Genomic DNA, 20,200 nt, shown 5'->3' with positions numbered 1-20,200 from the left:
TAATTTCAGAAATCAAACTGCATGGATACCATAACGCCGAACTTGTTGATATCGGTATGGTCATAATAACTAAGTCTCCACACGGCATCCACCCTGAAAATGCGAAAGATATTTTCGATGCCCAGGCCGGCCTCGACATAAGGTTTCCAGGTGGTGTAGGTCCCCGCCGGCAGGGCTGAGAAAGCAAGATTTTCTTTGGTAACATTGCCGATCACCCCTTTAACCTGGGCAACCTCGCGCCATTTGAGTTTACGGAATACAGGGATTTTATTGAAAAATGCACCGACAAAATGGTGGGTGTAATAGAAGCTGATATACTGGTCGCTGATGAATTCATAATAATTCATCAGGTTAAACGCCGACTCGTCGTAAACATAAGTCTCGTTCCCCGGATGTATTTTCAGCAGGGGATAGGGGACTTTCCCCCAGATTTTTCCTGCCTCAATATTGTATTTCGACCAGCCCCATGAAAGAATATTGAACCAGTGACGCAGGGAAAGCTGAAGCCGGTGGTATTCGAAATCTCCGCTGAAAAGGCCGGGGATGCCATAGGTGTAATTGATTTCAAGAACAGGATATTTCCCGCCGAGGCTGACACGTTCGAACTCGCCCATTACCACTTTCTCATGCATGGCAAAGCGGGTATTGATGCTGAACTCGGATGTTCTGATTACGTCCGTGTGTTTGAGGCAGTCGCCGTTGTCGCAGTGAATACTGAAGGGTACGCGCCCCGAACTCCACAGGCTGCGCTGGGTGAACGAAAAAGTATTGGACAATCCGGTAAACCATTCGTGCTCGTAATATCCCTTATACTGATGAACCATTGAAAGTTTGTCCGCCGGGTTCCTTCTGAACAGGGACGCCAGCAGGAAATCTTCACGGAAAGCATTCTGGCTCTGCCCGAGCTGTTCCACATCGTATTTGACGGCACCGCTCACTACGCGCCGGGGATTTTTACCAATCATATAGGTAAATCCCCCGCTGTACTTGATTTGCTGATCTGCCAATCCGTAAGCTGTATAGCCCTCCAGCATCAGCTTTGTGCTGAAGTGGTTGCTGGTCCTGCCGCTGAGCCTGAAGCGGTGGCCCTCAAGCTGATTGAAGCTGTAGGTTGACATGTACGGTCCCCATTCCATATTCCCGTGAACGTAATAGCCGGTGGTTACCATCTGCACGATGTCGACCCAGGTTTTAAAAACAGGAAGCGAGCGCAGGGTATCCACCATCTGATAAACCATATCCTCCCGCCGGGTAAGCGCTTCGTGGCGGGCATCAGCCCAGAAGGCATCGTCTTTGATGCCTGCGGCCTCGTCGACCATGGTGGTGGTGGGGGTGTTGTAGAACGCCTTTTCCCTTGGCTGGTTTATGACAAAGCCGCGGTACGAGCTTGTTTTCGATCCGAAAAAGCCGATGTTGCGGGCCGAATCCCTTTGGGTGATGTTAAAATCCACCAGCAGTTTGTCTTTTGCCAGCATCCAGTGCCGGCCGGAAACCAGCTCAAATTCCTGGAACAGCACCAGGTCGTTGATGAAATTGATGTTTGCATCTCCGGCGATGTGCATTTCAAATTGTTTCACCGCAAAGGTGCTGTCGTGGATCCAGATGTCGCCATGAAAGGTAAATTCCTGTTTCCGTCTGGGCTTAAAAGCCATTTTGTAGCACCAGTGCCCGTCAACGTATGCACTGTCAACCAGATAATACCTGTAAGAAAACAAGGCCGTTCCTGCCAGCGGACTGACGAAATTTTTCTGAAACAGGGTAATGTAGTTGTCATAAATGTTAACCTGCTGAATCATATCGCCCAGCAGTTGCGAAATGCTGGCATTATCGATGCCCGATACGCGCGAGGCTTTAATCACTTCCCGCCGGGTTCGCGGCGTGTTTCTGTAATAGACATCAGAAAGCGATTCGGAAAGAAACACAGGCAGGTAAGCTTTGCCGGTATAAGAAGAGGTGTCAATATAATCAAAAATGAAGGCGAAAGGCTTTAATATCTTCCGGTTCATAAACTTTTCGGACAGGTTGTTGGCGTCAAAACCTATTTTTGTGTATGCTTCAAACTGGTAATATTCAAGGTTTTCCCTGTCGTTGAGCGGTTTGTTTTCTATGACCTTGCGCAGCAGGATTTCGGCCGGGTTTTCGCCGGCTTTGATCACAACCTCCGACAGGCTGATCTGGTCAGGCTGCAGATTAAAGTTAATCTCCTGAAACCGGTTGCGGATAACCGGTTTTACCCTGGTAAGGTATCCGACCGAGGATGCTGCCAGCGAATCGGCGGCGTGTCTTGTTTCTATCGCATAATATCCCTGTTCATCGGTGGTAGAGCCGGTGGTTGTCCCTTTGAAATAGACGTTGACGAATGGCAGGCCTTCTCCGGTAACGGCATCGGTTACCTTTCCCCTGATCTTGGTAATCTGTGCCTTCACCTCATGCGTGCCGGCAAACAAGATGATGAGTGCGATCAGGGGCGCGAAGAGACCGGATTTTATTCCGGAAAATCCTGATTGAAATTGCGGAAGCATCATCGTTTTCAATGTCTGATAGAAAAGGCAGCCATTGCATTTCAGGCGTTGAGTTCATCCCAGAATTCAACTGCACGCCGGGTATGGGGAATCACGATGGTTCCGCCGACCAGGTTGGCTATTCCCATCACTTCCATCAGTTCCGCTTCGGTCATTCCGTTTTCATGGCATTTAATCAGGTGATACCTGATGCAATCGTCGCAGCGGAGCACCATGGAAGCGACGAGGCCGAGCATTTCCTTTGTTTTTACCGGCAGCTGTCCCTCGAGGTAGGCATTGGTATCCACGTTGAAAATCCGCTTGATCACTTTATTGTTTTCAGCGCCCAGGAGGCGTTCATTCATTTTTTCGCGGTAGCTGTTAAACGCTTCAGGTTTTGTTCCCATGGTTGTTTTCTGTGTTTAGGGGGACTCCGGAGTCAGATGATTCCTTCTTTCAGGATGTCATGCAGATGAATAACGCCGGCATATTCGTTGTTTTCCATAACAAGCATCTGGGTGATATTGTTTTTCCTCATGATGTCGAGGGCGTCGGCGACCAGGATTTCCGCATCGACGGTCAGCGGGTCGCGGGTCATAATGTCGGCTGCTTTAAGGTTTTCGACCGGGGTTTCGCGGTGGAGCATGCGCCGGATGTCCCCATCCGTGATGATGCCGGCAAGTTTTGATCCGTTGAGGACGGCGGTGGCGCCCAGGCGTTTCGAAGAGATTTCGAGCAGCACGGCGCGCATATTGTCGTCTGCCTGAACCTCCGGCTTTTCATTGTATTTGTAGAGGTCTGCAACCCTGAGGTAGAGTCTTTTGCCCAGTGCACCGCCGGGATGATACCGGGCAAAATCCTGACGGGTAAATCCCCGGCATTCCAGCAATGCTACGGCCAGGGCGTCGCCCATCACCAGCTGGGCGGTTGTGCTGGCGGTAGGTGCCAGGTTATTCGGGCAAGCTTCGCGGTTGACCGTCGAGTTGATTACCAGATCCGCATTTCCGGCCAGGTAGGATTCCGTGTTGCCCACTATGGCAATCAGCTTGTTGCCCATCAGCTTCAGCAAGGGGATCAGCACCTTTATTTCGGGGGTGTCGCCGCTTTTCGAAAGGCAGATAATAACATCTCCGGCCCTGATCATGCCCAGGTCGCCGTGGATGGCATCCGCCGCGTGCATAAAGCTGGCCGGCGTTCCCGTGCTGTTGAAAGTGCTTACCAGTTTGGCGCCGATGTTGGCGCTCTTACCGATCCCGGTAACGATGACCCTGCCTGTGCAGGCAAGGATTAATTCAACACTGCGGATAAAATCATCTGTAAGATAATTGCCGAGCTGGCTGATGGCTGACGCTTCTTCAGCAATGGTCCGGAATGCAATCTGCCTGATCTGATCTGCTGTCTTCAATGGGAGGGGGATTTGTACATAATAATGGCGTACAAATATACAACATTCAGGCAAGGCTGACAGCACCTTTGGGCCCGAATTAAACAACAGCAGGCCTGTCAGGACTGAACTATTAATTATTAAGGGATATCCGGATCAATAGATACAGGCATAGGCTGCTGCCGGCACCGCCTGTGCCGGGGCGGGCTGTCCCTCCTCATGGCTTGTATTTCGTCCCTGCCGGTTTGGTTATGATTATTTTCACTGGAAAGAGCAGCCGGAAGCGGCGGAAATCTGACCTGCAAAAAACAGACTTTAAGAAAGTTGCTGAATGAATGATATTTTTTAGAAATTTGCACGCCTTTAAATCTGAGGTAAATGATGATTGAGCCCGGCCGGGATGTGCGGGTTGCAGCATCAGGATGGTCGTCCCTCCGGGGATCCGCAGGTTTGGGAAGCTGCCGGGAATATTAAATTTCGGGGGAATACAGCTCTCCGGTCAGGGCCGGAAGTACTGTATTTGGCCGGATTTTCAGGTTAATAAACTGTTCCAGGCTATAAGGATTGAATTGTTTTGTATTGAAAAGTCATTGGATGAAAAATCGTTTTAGAAAAGACAAATTGCCGTGCTTAGAAAAATGATACCGTGGAAGGATTTTTTTTGACTTTTCCCTACTTAATGATTACATTTGTTTTAATTGATAAACTATAATCAGATTACAGCAACTGATCTGAGACAAAAAAATAGCTGCAATGAAGAAAGTGAATAACTATTCGCTTAATGAATTACTAAAGAAGATATTCGGTTTTGATTCCTTTAAAGGGAATCAGGAGGCGATTATAAACAACCTGCTTCAGGGCCGGGACACTTTTGTGATTATGCCGACCGGTGGTGGCAAATCCATGTGTTACCAGTTACCGGCCCTGATCAGTCCGAGTACCGCTATCATCATATCCCCGCTTATTGCACTGATGAAGAATCAGGTGGATGCCATCCGTAATTTCGGGGCCGAACAGGGGATTGCCCATTTCCTGAATTCATCGCTGAGCAAGGCTGAAATCGCGGAGGTAAGAAAAGATCTGAAAAACGGGAAGACCAAACTGCTTTATGTAGCCCCCGAGTCTCTCACCAAAGACGAAAACGTTCAGTTTCTTCAGGAAATCGATATATCATTCTTTGCCATAGACGAAGCGCATTGTATTTCGGAGTGGGGGCACGATTTCAGGCCTGAATACCGGAGACTGCGCCCCATTATTGAAGCCATCGGTAAAAAGGTGCCGATTATCGCGCTCACGGCCACGGCAACGCCCAAGGTTCAGCAGGATATCCAGAAAAACCTGAATATGCAGGATGCCTCCCTGTTTATCTCCTCCTTCAACCGCCCGAATCTTTATTATGAGGTAAGGCCGAAAGGGGAAGAGCCGATTAAGGATATCATCAAATATATCAAGTCGCAGCCGGGGAAATCGGGGATCGTATATTGCCTGAGCCGCAAAAAGGTCGAAGAACTTGCCGAAACGCTTCAGGTAAACGGGATCAAGGCCCTACCTTACCATGCCGGTCTTGATTCGGCCACCCGCGTCACCAATCAGGATAAGTTCCTGATGGAGGAGATCGACGTGATTGTGGCGACCATTGCCTTCGGTATGGGGATTGACAAGCCGGATGTACGCTACGTGATCCATCACGATATGCCCAAGAGCCTCGAGGGGTATTACCAGGAAACCGGCCGCTCGGGGCGCGATGACGGTGAAGGGAATTGCATCGCCTTCTACAGTTATGACGATATCCAGAAACTGGAGAAATTCAATAAGAACAAATCGGTAGCCGAACAGGAAATTGCCAGCCAGTTGCTGCTCGAAACCGTTGCCTATGCCGAGTCGTCGGTATGCCGGCGCAAGCAGTTGCTCCATTATTTCGGCGAGATTTATCCCGAAGATAACTGCGGAAGCTGCGACAACTGTCTCCACCCGAAAACCAAATTCGAGGGTAAAGATGCGGTAGAACTGGTACTCGAAACCGTGCTCGCCCTCAAACAGCTGTTCAAGGCCAAGCATGTGATCGGCGTAATCACCGGGAAGCCTTCGGCCAATAACAAATCATTCAAGCACAACCAGCTGGAGGTGTTTGGTAAAGGTTCGGAATACGACGAAAAGTACTGGAATGCGGTGATCAGGCAGATGCTGATTGAGCGCCTGCTGGCAAAGGATATTGAGAACTACGGATTGCTCAAGGTTACGCCCGAAGGGCATAAATTCCTCAAGAAGCCATATTCAATCATGCTCACCCGCGATCATGACTATGAAAATGCCGATGAGGAGGATTTCTTTGCCGGAGGTGCAAAAACCAGCACGGCAGACAAGAACCTGTTTACCATGCTTAAAGATCTGCGGAAGGAGATATCACGCAAGGAAAATCTCCCCCCGTTTGTGATCTTCCAGGATCCTTCCCTTGAGGATATGGCCATTCAGTATCCCATCAACTTCGAGGAACTGAAGAATATTACCGGCGTTGGCGCCGGAAAGGCCCAGAAATACGGTAAGCCGTTCCTCGACCTGATCAAGACCTATGTAGAGGAAAACGAGATCATCCGTCCGATGGATATGGTGGTGAAATCGGTGGTGAACAAGTCAGGGCTGAAGGTTTATATCATTCAGAATATCGACCGGAAAATCTCGCTGGAAGATATCGCCTTTGCCAAAAATATGTCAATCAGTGAATTGCTTACCGAAGTTGAAAGGATTGTATCGGCCGGTACCAAGCTCGACCTGAACTATTACGTGAACGAGTACGTCGATCCCTATCACCAGGAGGAAATCTACGATTACTTCCGGGAGGCTGAAAGTGATTCCATCGACAAGGCGCTGGAAGAACTGGGAGAGGACGAGTTCAACGAGGAAGAGATCAGGCTGATGCGGATCAAATTTATGTCCGACCTCGGAAATTAGGCCTCCGGGTTATCAGATTCATGCAGGGCAGCCGAAATATTAAACGGCTGCCTTATTTTTTCGCTAAATTTGCAGCTAAAATTTCAAATTCAACTTTTTATGCAGGAGGAAACAATGGATCAAATGCCTGAAATCAGGGAAACGGCACCTAAAAGTAAACTGAATATCGTGCTTACGGTTGTTAATCTGGTTATGCTTGCCGGGCTGATTGTATTGTACTTTATTGTTCTCGGCCCCGGTAAGGGCGAACCGGCAAATCAGGCGCTGATTCAGAAATCGGCTCAGGGAGGTGTTACGGTTGCCTATGTGAACAGCGACAGCATTATGGCCCACTATGATTTGGTTAAATCGATGCGGAATACGCTTGAGACAAAGACCGTTGCCCTTGAAAATGAATTGAAAAGGAAGCAGAGCTCGTTCGAAAAGGATGCGGCCTATTTCCAGGAGCAGGTCAGCAAACAAACAATTTCCGAAGCCTCGGCCCAGGAGATTTATGCCCAGTTGATGGCGGAACAGCAAAAGCTGTATGAACTGCGTGAACAATATTCAGCCGAGCTCTCGCGCCAGGAATTTGAACTGAACCTCGTGCTGATCGATAGCCTGAACAACTTCCTCGAGAGGTACAACCGCAAAATGAATTTTGATTACATCTTCTCCCATTCCCGCGGTGGCAATATCCTCTCGGCCAACGATTCGCTGGATATCACGGTTGAAGTGCTCAGGCAGCTGAATTCCGAGTACAAAGAGAAAGCCTCAAAATAGTGAATAAGGCATTGATCACCGGTGCCGGTTTCTTCCTGCTTGTCTCTCTTTTTGCATTGAACGCATGCCGCGAAAATGCAAAAATTGAGGGGGATGAGGCGCTGATTCCCAGGCAGGAAATGGTTATGCTGATGTCGGATATGGAAGTTGCCGAAGCGGTGCTTCGCTACAAGCAGGGGAAGATATCGCGCGACAGCCTGAATAAGCTTTCGGCAATGACATTTGATTCGCTTTATGCATGGCATCAGGTTACGCCTGCCCGGTTTAAGGCAAATCTTGCTTATTACCAGAAAGATCTGGCCGGTTTCGAAAAGATGCTTGATGAGGTTATCCTGGTATTAACGCGCGCGAAGGACAGCATCAATAATCTGCCCCTGCCCGGCGGGGATACGGTGCGGCAAAGTAAAATTCAGGTCAGGTAATCCGCTTGCCCTGTTGTTCCCCCTGATTTACGGCAAATTCCAGGTTTGCGGCTGTTTATGCCGGCTTCCGGCTTTTATTGTCTGGAGGCTGTGGCGGTATAGTAATTCTGATCGCCTCCGGCAGCAATGGTGTAGTCCCAGTCCATCAGATCCTGTCCCGACGAGCTTCCGGAGCCGCTGACAAGAAATCCGGGCGCCAGTTCCTGGGCCGGCACCGTAATGCGGTTGCTGGTTACAATCCCATAGGCGGAATAATTGCCTCCCGCGTTGGCGAAATTTCTGAGCAACACCTGTGATGAATTTCCCGGGTCGTAGGTAATGGTGACCGTGTAGCTGATGCCGAGGTCGCTCTTAAACCCTTCGGTTTCCGTAAATCTCCACGAACCGGTAAATTTATCCCTGACATCACCGCCATCCGGATCTGTGTCTTCGTCAATCACGCAGGATGTAAAAGCCAAAGCCACAAGAAAGAATAATGCCCAGATGCTGATTTTTCCTGATTTCATAAGTAGGTTGGTTTGCTGTTTGACCTGGTATAAATGCTGAATGCAATTCAAATAGTATGCCGTATCCTGTCTTTATGCTGCAAATTTATAAAGATAGTTTTTTCTATCCTTCTTTTAGTAATTCAGATTCTGGTTTATTATCCGGAAGAGCGCGCAATTTTTCCCGGACTTATCTTTCAAGGGGGAATCCCCTTATTTGTTTGTATTTACCGGTATTGAATTATGTTCATTGCTAAATATTTTTTTGTTTGAATGTTTTATTTGCTAATTTTCGTCGCCAAAATTTATTAACCATGCATACGCTGATCGATCTTTTTGAATCTGCTGTTTCGCGGTTTCCTGAGAATACCTATCTCTATGAGAAGCAGGGCGCCGTCTGGACCAAAGCTACCTACAGCCAGGTGCGCGACAAAATCTACACTTTCGCTGCCGGATTGCTGAGTCTGGGTGCGGTACCGGGCGATCGTATTGCCATCCTTGCCGAAGGAAGGAATTCATGGATCATCGGGGAACTTGGTTTGTTATATGTAGGTTGTTGCAGTGTACCGTTATCGATCAAGCTGTCGCCTTCCGAAGCTGAATTCAGGCTTAATCACAGCGGGGCGCGCAAAATCATTGTGTCTGCGGGGCAATTGGACAAAATTACCGCGATCCGCGGAAACCTTCCCGACCTGGACCAGGTAATATTAATGGATCCCGGGTCCTCCGGCAATCCTAAGGATGTCTTTTTTGATGATGTTTGCCGGCTGGGGGAGGGATATCTTAAGACCCACGCCGATGAATTTGCTGAAGCCATGCGGACGGTTACCCCCGAAAGCCTGGCCAACATCACCTATACCTCAGGTACTACCTCCGATCCAAAGGGTATTATGCTCACCCATTCAAATTATGTGAACAATGTGATGCAGTCCCTGTCCCTGATGGATATTCCGGATACCTATAAAACCCTGGCTTTTCTGCCATGGGATCACTGCTTTGCCCACACGGCCTGCCTCTATTGCTTTATTGCCAAAGGAGCGGGGGTTGCTTCGCTGCAGGTTGGCAAGACCGGAAACGAAACGCTCAAGAATATTCCGCTGAATATCAAAGAGATCAAGCCCGACCTTCTGATGAGCGTTCCGGCAATTTCAAAGAATTTCAGAAAAAGTATCGAAGCGGGGATTGCTGCAAAAGGCAAGGTAGCCCTTACACTGTTTAATGCCGGCTTACGGATAGCTTACGCGTATAACGGCATCGGTATAAACCGCGGCAAAGGGTGGAGATTTTTCCTGAAACCTCTTGTAAGTTTGTTTGATAAAATCCTTTTCAGCAAGGTGCGCGAAGGATTCGGGGGTAAGCTGAAGTTTTTTATCGGTGGCGGGGCATTGCTGGATATTGAGTTACAGCGTTTCTTCCTTGCCATTGGTATTCCGGTTTGTCAGGGCTACGGCCTGTCGGAAGCCTCGCCGGTGATTTCTTCCAATTCGTTGCTCAATCTGAAGCTGGGAACCTCGGGGAAAGTTGTAAGGCCGCTGGAACTGAAAATCTGCGATCCCGACGGCAATGAGTTGCCCAAAGGCCAGCCCGGTGAAATTGTGATAAGGGGAGGCAACGTCATGAAAGGCTATTGGAAGAATCCTGAGGCAACCGCTGAAACGGTCAGGGATGGATGGTTGTTTACGGGCGACCTGGGATACATGGATGAAGATGATTACCTGGTGGTTATGGGGAGGTCCAAGAGCCTGCTTATCGGCAGCGATGGTGAGAAATACAGTCCTGAAGGCATTGAGGAGGCGCTGGTCGACAATTCAAAACTGATAGACCAGAGTATGCTTCATAACAATCAGAATGCTTACACTATCGGATTGATTGTGCCCAATATTCAGGAGATCAACAGGCTGGTGGTAAAACATGGACTGGAGCCCGGATCGGATGAGGGGATAGATTATGCCCTGAAATTACTGAAGCACGAGGTAGGCGCTTACTTCAAGCATGGCAGGCTTGCCGGTATGTTTCCCGAAAGATGGCTGCCCGCCTCTTTTGCCGTTTTACCTGAAGCCTTTACGGAAAAGAACCTGATGATCAATTCCACATTCAAGATGGTGAGAGGGAGGATCAACGAAAAATATGCCACACTCATCGATTTTCTCTATACGCCGGAGGGCAAAAATCATCTGAATGAGATAAACAGGTCGAACATGAAAAACTGGTACAGGACAGAATCCTGATGACAATTTTTGATCCTGCGGATTCACTTTTTCTGTTTGGAATCCGGTCTATAATCTGACTGCTTTTTTTACACCGGTGCACCTGCCGCTGCTGACCCGGATAAAGTAAACGCCGGGGCTCAGGGCATTTGTGTTTAACCTGATATGATGAATGCCCGTCTCTTTTAATTGTTGACGCATTTGCTGAACGACCAAGCCCTTGAGATCAAGGATTTCAATAAAGGCTTCGGGAGCGTTGGCCGCCTCAAAACGAACATCGAGGTAATCCGCAAACGGATTCGGCATTGCTTCGATCCGGAGCATGTCGCGGGCGGGAGTGTCACTTTCCGTATAAATACTGTAGTCAAGCAGGAGGGAATCCATAAAAACCAGCGACCTGACAAAGTATGGATCCGGCATCACGTGTCCGGCCTTATGCCAGAAGAATTCATAGGAGAGGTTGAGGTGATCCAGGGTATCCTGTAGTGCAAAGTTCGGGTAATAGGCCATTGTTTCATCATACAACCCGCAACCGTAAAGGATGCTGACGCTGTCAGCCGGACTCAGCCCTGAAAGCATGGTGGGAATATTGAAAGCTTCCCATTTGTCATAGACAGAGTCCAGTAACTGGCAATATTGATTAAACGGGAACTGGATGATCTGCGGATTAATATAGGTTTGATTTGAGTTGGGGTCTGGGGAGTAACCACTGGAAGCCAGAAACAGACTCCGGGTGAAAAATCCATTTGGCCCATACGGTACATCATTTGAAAATCCGTAAAAATCATAATAATAGGGAGGGCCGCTGTTTTCGAACATCAGCATCTGTCTTACGGCCGGCATCCAGAGGTCGTAATTTACCTGTGCGGCATGGGATGAAATGGCCCTGAACATATCCTTGTGCAGGATGCCGAATCTGAAGGCGCCGTAGCCGCCAAGCGACTGACCGAACACCCCCCTCGCTTCCTTCTGCGGTATAACCCTGTAATTTTCTTCAATCCAGGGAATTAAATCCTCGATGGTGAAATCCTCAAAATTGCCGGTAATAACCGAGTTTACATATACCCCTGTGCCGAAAGGCTGGCAGCCGTTGTCGGCACATACAATGATCATGGGTTGTATCTGGCCGGTTAGCAGCAGCTGACTCATCAGCATCTGATGATCATCCAGCGCGTTCTGGTTTCCTCCCCAACCATGCAGGAAATAAACGACCGGGTAATGGGTCTCCTGTTCCTGAAAGTAATCATAAGGCAGATAGATGCTGACTTTACGGGTTTCTTTCAGGGCATTGCTGTAAAATTCAGTGTCAACCTTGATGAACTGTGCTTTTAAAAAAATGGGAAAAAAGAACACAAAAATCAGCACCGCGAGGATTATGGTTTGCTTTTTCATGTGGAAGGAATTTGTCATTTATATCAAAGATACATCATAGTTATCGAAATTATTCTTATCTGTTTAAAAAATCATACCTGAGATTTTAATTTTCGGATTTCAGTATTTCGCGGGTATCAGCATCCGGCAACCCTAACCATGGGGGTGTTGGTTGCTATGGTTGGTCTATGCATGTTCCGGCTGAGTCAAGAAATGTTGACTATGGCAGAAAATGTTGATCGGGATTGAAAATGAAACAGTTGTATTTCAGTTTTAGTAGTCAGACTTAAATACTAAAATATGTTAAAGCATGTGACTGATTACTATTGTAAAATTTTTACTATCCCCCACTTTTTATATTTTTGCACCATGATAGAGCAGTTCAGACAACATATTGCGGATTTCCGTCTGTTTGAGCCCGGTGATCCTGTTCTGCTGGCGATTAGCGGCGGGGTGGATTCCATGGTTATGGCCGAGTTGTTTCACAGGGCCGGATATAATTTTGCCATAGCGCATTGCAATTTCGGTCTGAGGGGAGCGGAGTCGAATCAGGATGAACGTTTTGTGGCCTCCATTGCCGACAGTTATGGGGTAAAACTTTTCGTGAAACATTTCAAGACGAGGGAATATGCAGGGTTCAATAAAATCTCTGTTCAGATGGCCGCCCGCACGCTCCGTTACGAGTGGTTTGATGAACTGCTGGCCACAGAGGGGTTTAAAACCGTTGCCACCGCCCATCACCTTGATGATCAGATTGAAACGTTCTTTATCAATATCCTCCGCGGAACAGGCATCAGCGGTCTGCATGGCATCCTGGCAAACCGGCGCGGTATTGTACATCCGATGATGTTCGCCTACCGGAGGCAGATTGAAGAATTCGCCGGCGATGAAGCCATCGGCTTCCGTGAAGACAGTTCGAACCGCTCTTCCAAATACCTCAGGAATAAAATCAGGCATGACCTGATGCCGCTGCTCGGAGAGATCAATCCTGAATTCAGGAAGACCATTACATTCACCATCGACCGCATGCGCGAAACGGAGCAGTTGCTCGACAATTATCTGGCGGTTGTGCGCGAAAGGGTAATGGTTGAAAATCCCGATAACATTACATTCAGAATCAGTGAGTTGCTGAAACTAAGCCCTGCGGATGTTTATCTGTTTGAACTGCTTCAGCCTTACGGCTTCAACCGGAGCGTTACCGATGAAATTGTCAGGGGTTTGCAGGATATACCGGGAAAGCAGTATTTCTCACAAACGCACAGGTTGTTGAAAGACAGGGAACTGCTGATCCTCACTGAATCGGGGCCTGCAGGCAGCCAGCCGGCCGGGGAAGTGCTGATCGAAGAAGGGACCACAGAAATCAAAAAGCCTGTCCAGCTCAGATTTTCAGTATTAAGGAATGATGAAAATCTCAACATCAGCAAGAGCGGCGCTGTAGCCATGCTGGATGCCGGAAAGATTAATTGGCCGCTGAGGCTGAGAAAATGGAAGGAAGGCGATACGTTTGTTCCTTACGGCATGACGAACAATAAAAAGCTCAGCGATTACTTTATAGATAATAAGTTCTCCATCGTTGAGAAGGAAAATGCCTGGCTGCTGATATCCGGCAATGAGATTGCCTGGCTGATCGGGCACCGTATCGGCAACAGGTTCAGGATTGACCCGGGTACAGAACATGTGCTGCGCATTGAGCTACTTGATTAATTTTCAGCTTTAAACCAATTAACTTCCGATGAAAAAATTCCAGAATTTACTCCTGCTTTTGCTGATTGTCCTTGGCAGTTCGGTTACTGCATTTCCGCAGGTGCTGAAACCGGTTAAGTGGAGTTTCACTACAAAACAAATCAGCAACAGCGAAGCACAGCTGATATTCACCGCTACCATTGAGCCTTCGTGGCACCTCTATTCACAGGACATTCCGCCCGACGGGCCGGTACCTACATCTTTCACCTTTGAGCCCGGGCCCGGATATAAGGTTATCGGAAAAGTGAAAGAGCCGAAAGCCAAGGAGGAGTTCGACAAGAATTTTGATATGGTGGTGAAGTATTTTGCCGACAAAGCGGTCTTTACGCAGAAAATCGAGGTGCTGACCGATAAGGATATTGTGATCAAAGGCTTTTTGGAGTTTATGTGCTGCGACGACAGCCGCTGTTTGCCGCCGGATGAGGTTGATTTTGAATTCAGGGTTAAAGGGAATCCGGATGCAGGAAAGAAAACGGAAGCGCCTGCAGTAATTGCCGTTGATACTGCTGCCTTAGTGCCTGCTGATACGGTTGTTGCCTCTGCCGTTGCCGATACTGCTGCGCAGGATACCGGTGAAATTAATCCGGATGAGGCAGGAGGCCTTGAGGAACATTCATCCTTATGGGCACTTTTCTTCTTTTCTTTTATTGCCGGTCTTGCCGCCATCCTCACGCCCTGCGTTTTCCCCATGATACCCATGACGGTGACTTTCTTCCTGAAAGAAAAGGATAAGGTCAAGGCGAAATTTCAGGCACTGACTTACGGATTTTCCATTATTTTGATCTACACCGTCATAGGAACGGTGGTCGCCATTACGCTGGGGGCCAACTTTGCCAACTTCCTCAGTACCCACTGGCTGCCCAATATCCTGTTCTTCCTGATCTTTATGTTTTTTGCAGCTTCATTCCTTGGGATGTTTGAGATTACCCTTCCCAGCTGGCTGATCAATAAATCGGATTCACAGGCCGACCGGGGCGGGATCATCGGTTCTTTCTTTATGGCATTCACCCTGGTGCTGGTTTCATTCTCCTGCACCGGTCCCATTGTGGGGGCTATCCTGGTAGCATCTGCCAGCGGACAGGTGCTTGAGCCCATCATCGGCATGCTGGGATTCTCCCTGGCCTTTGCGTTGCCATTTACCCTGTTCGCCTTCTTCCCGCGCTGGCTCAACAACATGCCCAAATCCGGCGGATGGCTGAACTCGGTGAAGGTAATCCTGGGATTTATCGAACTCGCCCTTGGCCTTAAGTTCCTGAGCATTGCCGACCAAACCTACCACTGGGGCATCCTCGACCGCGAAGTTTATCTTGCCTTCTGGATTGTGATCTTTACCCTGATGGGCTTCTATTTGCTGGGCAAACTTAAATTCTCTCACGATAATGACCTGAAATTTATCAGCGTGCCGCGCCTTTCACTGGCCATCATCACTTTTACCTTTGTGCTTTACATGATTCCGGGAATGTTTGGTGCGCCGCTTCAGGCTTTGTCTGGCTATCTTCCGCCGCAGTCCACCCACGATTTTGACCTGAACAAGATTGTCAGGGACAATGTACAGGTGTTCGGAGGTGGAGGAGGAATGGCATCGGAAAAGCCAACGGGGCTTTGCGATAAGCCTAAACACGGCGAGCTGCTGCACCTGCCGCACGGCCTCGAGGGCTATTTCGATTACGAACAGGGTCTCACCTGTGCCGCACAGCAGAATAAACCCGTGTTCATCGACTTTACCGGTCACGGCTGTGTAAACTGCCGCGAAATGGAAGCCAGGGTATGGTCTGATCCCAGGGTGCTGAAAAAGCTGCGCGAAGAATTTGTCATTGTGGCACTTTACGTGGATGACAAAACCCAGCTTCCTGAATCGGAATGGATTACATCGACCTACGACGGAAAGGTAAAGAAAACCATCGGCAAGAAATACGCCGATTTCCAGATCAGCCGGTTCAATGTAAATGCCCAGCCTTACTATGTGCTGCTCGACACCAAAGGAAACACCCTGGTTCCTCCGAAAGCTTACGATCTCGATGTGGAAAACTTCCTGACGTTTCTTGATGCCGGCCTGACGGAATTTAAGGCCCGGCAGTAGCTGCGGACAGGCACGGGCAGGGCACGCGCGCCAACAGGTATAATGACCTGACAAGTCTTCAAACGACTTGTCAGGTCATCTTTTTTAGTGTTTGATAAGATGCAGACAGAGTTCCCGCTACAGTGGGCGGGTGGGACAGGCACGGGCGGGGACGCCAGCGCCAGCGAATTGAATAGTCCGGCTTGTCAGGTCTTCTGAATTTGCTGGTCCTCGTCAACAGAGCGGCCGCATTAAAGGGGCTTAATTGTTTTTATGCTTATCCGGGTTATGGCAGCAGGTTTCGGGGGTGCAGGTTTCGGGTTTTTCAACGACCAGTACCACACTGAAAATACCCTTGTCGCTGTCGAGATCGTTGTACGCATCAATTTCCTCCGGGCTCAGGTATTTCGCGAGCATCTCGCCGGGCAGCCGCACTTTGTTCACTTCCACAATACCGCCTTCTGTGAATCCGGTTTTCCGGAAGTAATTCATAAAAATATCCACTTTTTCCGTCCCTGAAATGCATCCGGCATAAGCGGATGCTTCTTGTCTCAGCCCCCCGGGGATCTCTTCAAGGATCACAAAGTCTGAAACGCAAACAACCCCATTGTGCTTTACAATGCGGTACATTTCATCAGCGACACGTTGCCTGTTCTGCTGAAGATTGAACACGCAGGTGGCATAAATAATATCGGCTGTTTCATCGGCAACCGGGGCATCCTCAATGTTTCCATACCTGAATTCCACATTGTTGACACCCGATTGATCGAGCAGGCGCTGGGCTGCCCTGATGTTTTCGGGCGAGTGGTCAATGCCGGTTACTTTGCCGCTGATGCCTGTGAGGCGGGCCATGATGATTGCATCATTGCCGGTGCCCGACCCGAACTCCACGATGCGGTCACCCTGCTGAATTACCTGAAATCTGGCCGGAACATCGGTATCTGTATCAGGTAGCTCTGCCGGTCCCGAATGACATCCGCAACCGCCGGACCCGCAGCCGCAGGCTGCACTTGTGATCTTTTCAGTTTCCGGGGATATGTTGATTGCTGTTTCCATAATAAATATTCTGTAAATTTTATGTTCGGATTTTATGAACAACAAGCGTGTTGCCGGTTGGTTTGATTGATGCAATACATTTATTTGTTTGTAATAGGATGATTTTTTAACCTGCCTGATTTTTAGTAAAATATGTAACTATAAGATAAACAGTATTATATATACGAATCTTCTCAACAACTTGTCGGTTATTTATGTAAATATATGCATATAATTTCCTGAATAATTGTATTTTCACAGCCTCAAAACAGGAACCCGGATGAAACAACCTGCAGTTTTACTTCTTTTTCTGATTCTGGCCATTTCTGAGGCTTATGCTCAGCCCTTTGTAAGTATCAGCTCCGGCCTGCCCGGTATTGGGCGCGGCGCGGTCGCCTTTGCCGATTTCGACAACGACAGCGATCTGGACCTGATACTCAGCGGTCAGGACAACAGCTACAGCCCGTTTGCGGCAGTTTACCGCAACGATGCCGGACAATTCGTGGCGGTGGAGAGCGGTATTGCGCCCCTTGAGAACTGCGCTATGGCTGTTGCCGACTTTGATCTTGACGGGTTACAGGATGTGGTGATAACCGGTGCTGATTTTGACGGAAGCAAAACCCTGCTTTACCGGAATACGGGGAATCTGCAATTTGTATTGGTTCCGGCCGGTTTCTACAACGCCGGAGCCGGTGGTGACCTGGCATGGGCCGATTACAATAACGACGGGTATCCTGATCTGGTCATTTCGGGCAACTGGCAGACCCACCTGTATGCCAACAACGGGAATGGCACCTTCAGCCCTGTCGAGGCCGGCCTGATGGGCATGAACACCCCGGCTTTGGCCTGGGGTGACTCCGACAACGATGGAGATCCTGACTTGCTGATGTCGGGGGATGCCGGATCGGTTGGTGAAGTTTATATTTACCTCAACCAGGATGGGGGATTTTCCCGTCTTGAAGCAGAGATTGAAGGCGCCGTTGGCGGGGATGCCCGCTGGGGCGACGCCGACAACGACGGTAACCTCGATATCCTGATTACAGGCAAGGATGCCACGCTGACACCGGTTTCGTATGTTTACCGTAATAACGGCGACCACACCTTCAGTTTCGCCAATGCCGGCCTGGTTGGTACGGCACTTGGTCCTGCCGACTGGATCGATTATGATAATGACGGGGATCTGGATATAATGATAGCCGGACAAAACGCCGGATGCGGCAATGCCGCCACACGCCTTTACGAAAACAACGGTGCCGGAAGCTTTTATGAATTCCCGGCCGGGCTCGCTTACGCCGAAAGGGCCGCTTCCGCCTGGGGCGATTTTGATAACGACGGGGATTACGACCTGGTATTGACGGGGATTTCGACCGGTCATACCACCCGGTTTTACCGCAACGACCTGATCGCCGGAAGTTTTCAGCCCAATACTCCGCCCTCGGTTCCCGGTAATCTTTACACTTATGTGTCGGGCGATTATGCGGTTATCAGCTGGGCCCGTTCCACCGACACGCAAAGCCCGCAAAACAGCATAACGTATAATGTGATGATGGGTACTTCAGCGGGAAATATTGATGTAATCTCTCCCCTGTCCGACCCTGTCAGCGGCCACCGCCACATGACGGCCTCCGGTAATGCCGGACAAAACGATTTTATGGTATTTCGCAATCTCCTGCCCGGAACTTATTTCTTCAGGGTTCAGGCCATTGACCAGGCTTACGAAGGTTCGGAATTTTCGGATGAAGGTAGTTTTGCCGTTCTGAGCACACATACCTCCGGACAACCCCTGCAAGCGCCTGAATTGGTGCTGCAGCATGATAAAATTATGGTAAACCGGTTGCCGGAGAGCGGGGGAGAGGCGTACCTGATCGGTTCAGATGGAAGAATCATTGAGACCCGCCATTTTGCCGGAGATCAAATTGAAATGTCTGTTAACGGCCTGAAGCCCGGATTTTATGTGATCCGATTAATCACCGGAGGGAAACATTGGTCCCGGAAATTTGTGAAATAGCAAAATCCGGTTGTTTTGTTTCGAAAAAGCATTTTTTCAGCTGAATTAACTCCGGTCTGAAATCTTTTCCGGCTGATTTCTGATCATAGTTCACACGGTTTATCTCAAAGACTTTCTCTGCCCTCATTAGAGGTTATCTGACGGAGGCATACCGGCCTCAGGAGGATGCTTGCGCGCATTGGTGTGCGGTTGTATAGGGTTGTTTTCTGCAAAATCCGCTAAGCACTTCTGGTTGAACTATTATTACCGGGTTTTTGTTATGTAAACAAAAAAGGAATGAAGACCGCGTTTTTCATATCTGTTATTTTCTTTTTTATTTCGGGAAGCAGAGGCCAGACTATAAAAATTTCGGAGCCGGTTAAATTTCTGGCGCTTGGCGATTCTTATACCATCGGGCAGAGTGTACCGGAAAATGAGCGGTGGCCGGTGCAGCTGATGAATGCTTTGTCCGCAAACGGATTTCAAACAGGTGAACTGCGCATTATAGCCCAGACGGGATGGAGAACCGACAACCTGAGAAATGCCATCAACCAGCAGCTTCCGCTGAACGGGTTTAACCTGGTATCGCTACTGATCGGGGTGAATAACCAATATCAGGGAGGCACTCCCCAGGCATATGCCCCTGAGTTTGAAGACCTGCTGAGCCAGGCCATTGCCCTTGCCGGATACAACCCCGCACGGGTTTTTGTGCTTTCCATTCCCGATTACGCTTATACCCCTTTTGGCAACGGAAATCCGGGCATCAGTCAGCAGATAGACGCATTCAATGAGGTAAACCGGAATATCAGCAGCTTATTTGAAGTAACATACATTGACATTACGCCCATCAGCCGGAATGGCCTGTCGAATCCTGCTTTGATTGCAGGTGACGGACTTCACCCCAGCGGCCTGATGTACGGCCTGTGGGTAGATGAAATCATGAAAAAAGTAACGCGGGAATTAAGTATCCCTGAAGAGCCTTTTGCGGTTTCCGGTCCGGAATGGCTGTTGGAGAATAAGTCATTATCAATAAGCAATTTAACGGGAGATACTGAAATTCATATTTATCAGACCGATGGAAGGCTGGTTTTAAGTGAACTGCTGACGGGCCGGGGCCCGGCCGCTGTCAGTCTTTTGAACCTCCCGGCCGGTATCTATTTTTTCAGACTTTCAGGTTCACAGGATTCCCGTATTGCGGGAAAGTTTCTGCTGCCTTAGCCTGACCCGGGTGATCGCAGTAGCGGATCTGCCTCAGAACCATTTTATCCGGAATGCCAATTGTTTTCTGATAATTG

Annotated in this window: 14 protein-coding genes; 8 read left to right on the top strand and 6 right to left on the bottom strand. The window is 48.9% G+C overall.

Going from position 1 to position 20,200, the window contains the following annotated elements; genetic code table 11:
- Positions 1 to 5: 5 nt before the first annotated feature.
- From TBC1_RS08705 to TBC1_RS08695, 3 genes are read right to left on the bottom strand one after another with little or no spacing between them, the layout of a single operon-like run.
- A complete protein-coding gene (locus tag TBC1_RS08705) occupies positions 6 to 2,525 on the bottom strand; it encodes a DUF5686 and carboxypeptidase-like regulatory domain-containing protein (protein WP_062040934.1) in 2,520 nt (839 codons plus the stop codon).
- A 38-nt stretch (positions 2,526 to 2,563) separates the two neighbouring features.
- On the bottom strand, positions 2,564 to 2,908 hold the full coding sequence (locus tag TBC1_RS08700; RefSeq protein WP_062040931.1) for a carboxymuconolactone decarboxylase family protein: 345 nt from the start codon (positions 2,906 to 2,908) through the stop codon (positions 2,564 to 2,566).
- A 32-nt stretch (positions 2,909 to 2,940) separates the two neighbouring features.
- On the bottom strand, positions 2,941 to 3,906 hold the full coding sequence (locus TBC1_RS08695) for a KpsF/GutQ family sugar-phosphate isomerase (RefSeq protein ID WP_062040928.1): 966 nt from the start codon (positions 3,904 to 3,906) through the stop codon (positions 2,941 to 2,943).
- Between the two features lie 732 nt (positions 3,907 to 4,638).
- Here TBC1_RS08695 and recQ point away from each other — a divergent pair.
- The 3 genes from recQ (at position 4,639) to TBC1_RS08680 (ending at position 8,018) form a co-directional block, all read left to right on the top strand.
- Positions 4,639 to 6,834, top strand: coding sequence for a DNA helicase RecQ (gene recQ / locus TBC1_RS08690; RefSeq protein ID WP_062040925.1), 2,196 nt, complete (start codon positions 4,639 to 4,641; stop codon positions 6,832 to 6,834).
- A gap of 99 nt (positions 6,835 to 6,933) precedes the next feature.
- Complete coding sequence (locus TBC1_RS08685; RefSeq protein WP_082189538.1) at positions 6,934 to 7,596, top strand: OmpH family outer membrane protein; 663 nt, start codon at positions 6,934 to 6,936, stop codon at positions 7,594 to 7,596.
- Positions 7,596 to 8,018 (top strand): DUF4296 domain-containing protein, encoded by a 423-nt coding sequence (locus TBC1_RS08680; RefSeq protein ID WP_062040919.1) that lies wholly within the window; start codon positions 7,596 to 7,598, stop codon positions 8,016 to 8,018. The genes TBC1_RS08685 and TBC1_RS08680 overlap by 1 nt, the downstream gene beginning before the upstream one ends.
- A gap of 74 nt (positions 8,019 to 8,092) precedes the next feature.
- Here the strand turns inward: TBC1_RS08680 and TBC1_RS08675 are convergent, their stop codons facing one another.
- Positions 8,093 to 8,524 (bottom strand): hypothetical protein, encoded by a 432-nt coding sequence (locus TBC1_RS08675; RefSeq protein WP_062040916.1) that lies wholly within the window; start codon positions 8,522 to 8,524, stop codon positions 8,093 to 8,095.
- A 293-nt stretch (positions 8,525 to 8,817) separates the two neighbouring features.
- Here TBC1_RS08675 and TBC1_RS08670 point away from each other — a divergent pair, with 293 nt between their 5' ends.
- Positions 8,818 to 10,731: an AMP-dependent synthetase/ligase gene (locus tag TBC1_RS08670; RefSeq protein ID WP_062040913.1), complete on the top strand. Its 1,914-nt coding sequence runs from the start codon at positions 8,818 to 8,820 to the stop codon at positions 10,729 to 10,731.
- A gap of 48 nt (positions 10,732 to 10,779) precedes the next feature.
- Here TBC1_RS08670 and TBC1_RS08665 read toward each other — a convergent pair whose 3' ends face one another.
- Positions 10,780 to 12,102: an alpha/beta hydrolase-fold protein gene (locus tag TBC1_RS08665; RefSeq protein ID WP_062040910.1), complete on the bottom strand. Its 1,323-nt coding sequence runs from the start codon at positions 12,100 to 12,102 to the stop codon at positions 10,780 to 10,782.
- Positions 12,103 to 12,450: 348 nt separating this feature from the next.
- Between TBC1_RS08665 and tilS the strand changes: the two genes are divergently transcribed.
- Positions 12,451 to 13,785: a tRNA lysidine(34) synthetase TilS gene (gene tilS, locus TBC1_RS08660; protein ID WP_062040907.1), complete on the top strand. Its 1,335-nt coding sequence runs from the start codon at positions 12,451 to 12,453 to the stop codon at positions 13,783 to 13,785.
- Positions 13,786 to 13,813: 28 nt separating this feature from the next.
- The gene (locus tag TBC1_RS08655) at positions 13,814 to 15,904 is read left to right on the top strand and encodes a protein-disulfide reductase DsbD family protein (RefSeq protein ID WP_062040904.1); all 2,091 of its coding nucleotides are present in this window, start codon (positions 13,814 to 13,816) and stop codon (positions 15,902 to 15,904) included.
- A 240-nt stretch (positions 15,905 to 16,144) separates the two neighbouring features.
- Here the strand turns inward: TBC1_RS08655 and TBC1_RS08650 are convergent, their stop codons facing one another.
- A complete protein-coding gene (locus tag TBC1_RS08650) occupies positions 16,145 to 16,939 on the bottom strand; it encodes a methyltransferase domain-containing protein (RefSeq protein WP_062040901.1) in 795 nt (264 codons plus the stop codon).
- Positions 16,940 to 17,198: 259 nt separating this feature from the next.
- Between TBC1_RS08650 and TBC1_RS08645 the strand changes: the two genes are divergently transcribed.
- On the top strand, positions 17,199 to 18,926 hold the full coding sequence (locus tag TBC1_RS08645; RefSeq protein WP_137305549.1) for an FG-GAP-like repeat-containing protein: 1,728 nt from the start codon (positions 17,199 to 17,201) through the stop codon (positions 18,924 to 18,926).
- A 276-nt stretch (positions 18,927 to 19,202) separates the two neighbouring features.
- Positions 19,203 to 20,123, top strand: coding sequence for a GDSL-type esterase/lipase family protein (locus TBC1_RS17425; RefSeq protein ID WP_082189535.1), 921 nt, complete (start codon positions 19,203 to 19,205; stop codon positions 20,121 to 20,123).
- Positions 20,124 to 20,200: the final 77 nt, after the last annotated feature.

The organism is Lentimicrobium saccharophilum, from assembly GCF_001192835.1.
Classification (GTDB): domain Bacteria; phylum Bacteroidota; class Bacteroidia; order Bacteroidales; family Lentimicrobiaceae; genus Lentimicrobium; species Lentimicrobium saccharophilum.
This window is presented reverse-complemented; position numbering and strand designations above follow the sequence as displayed.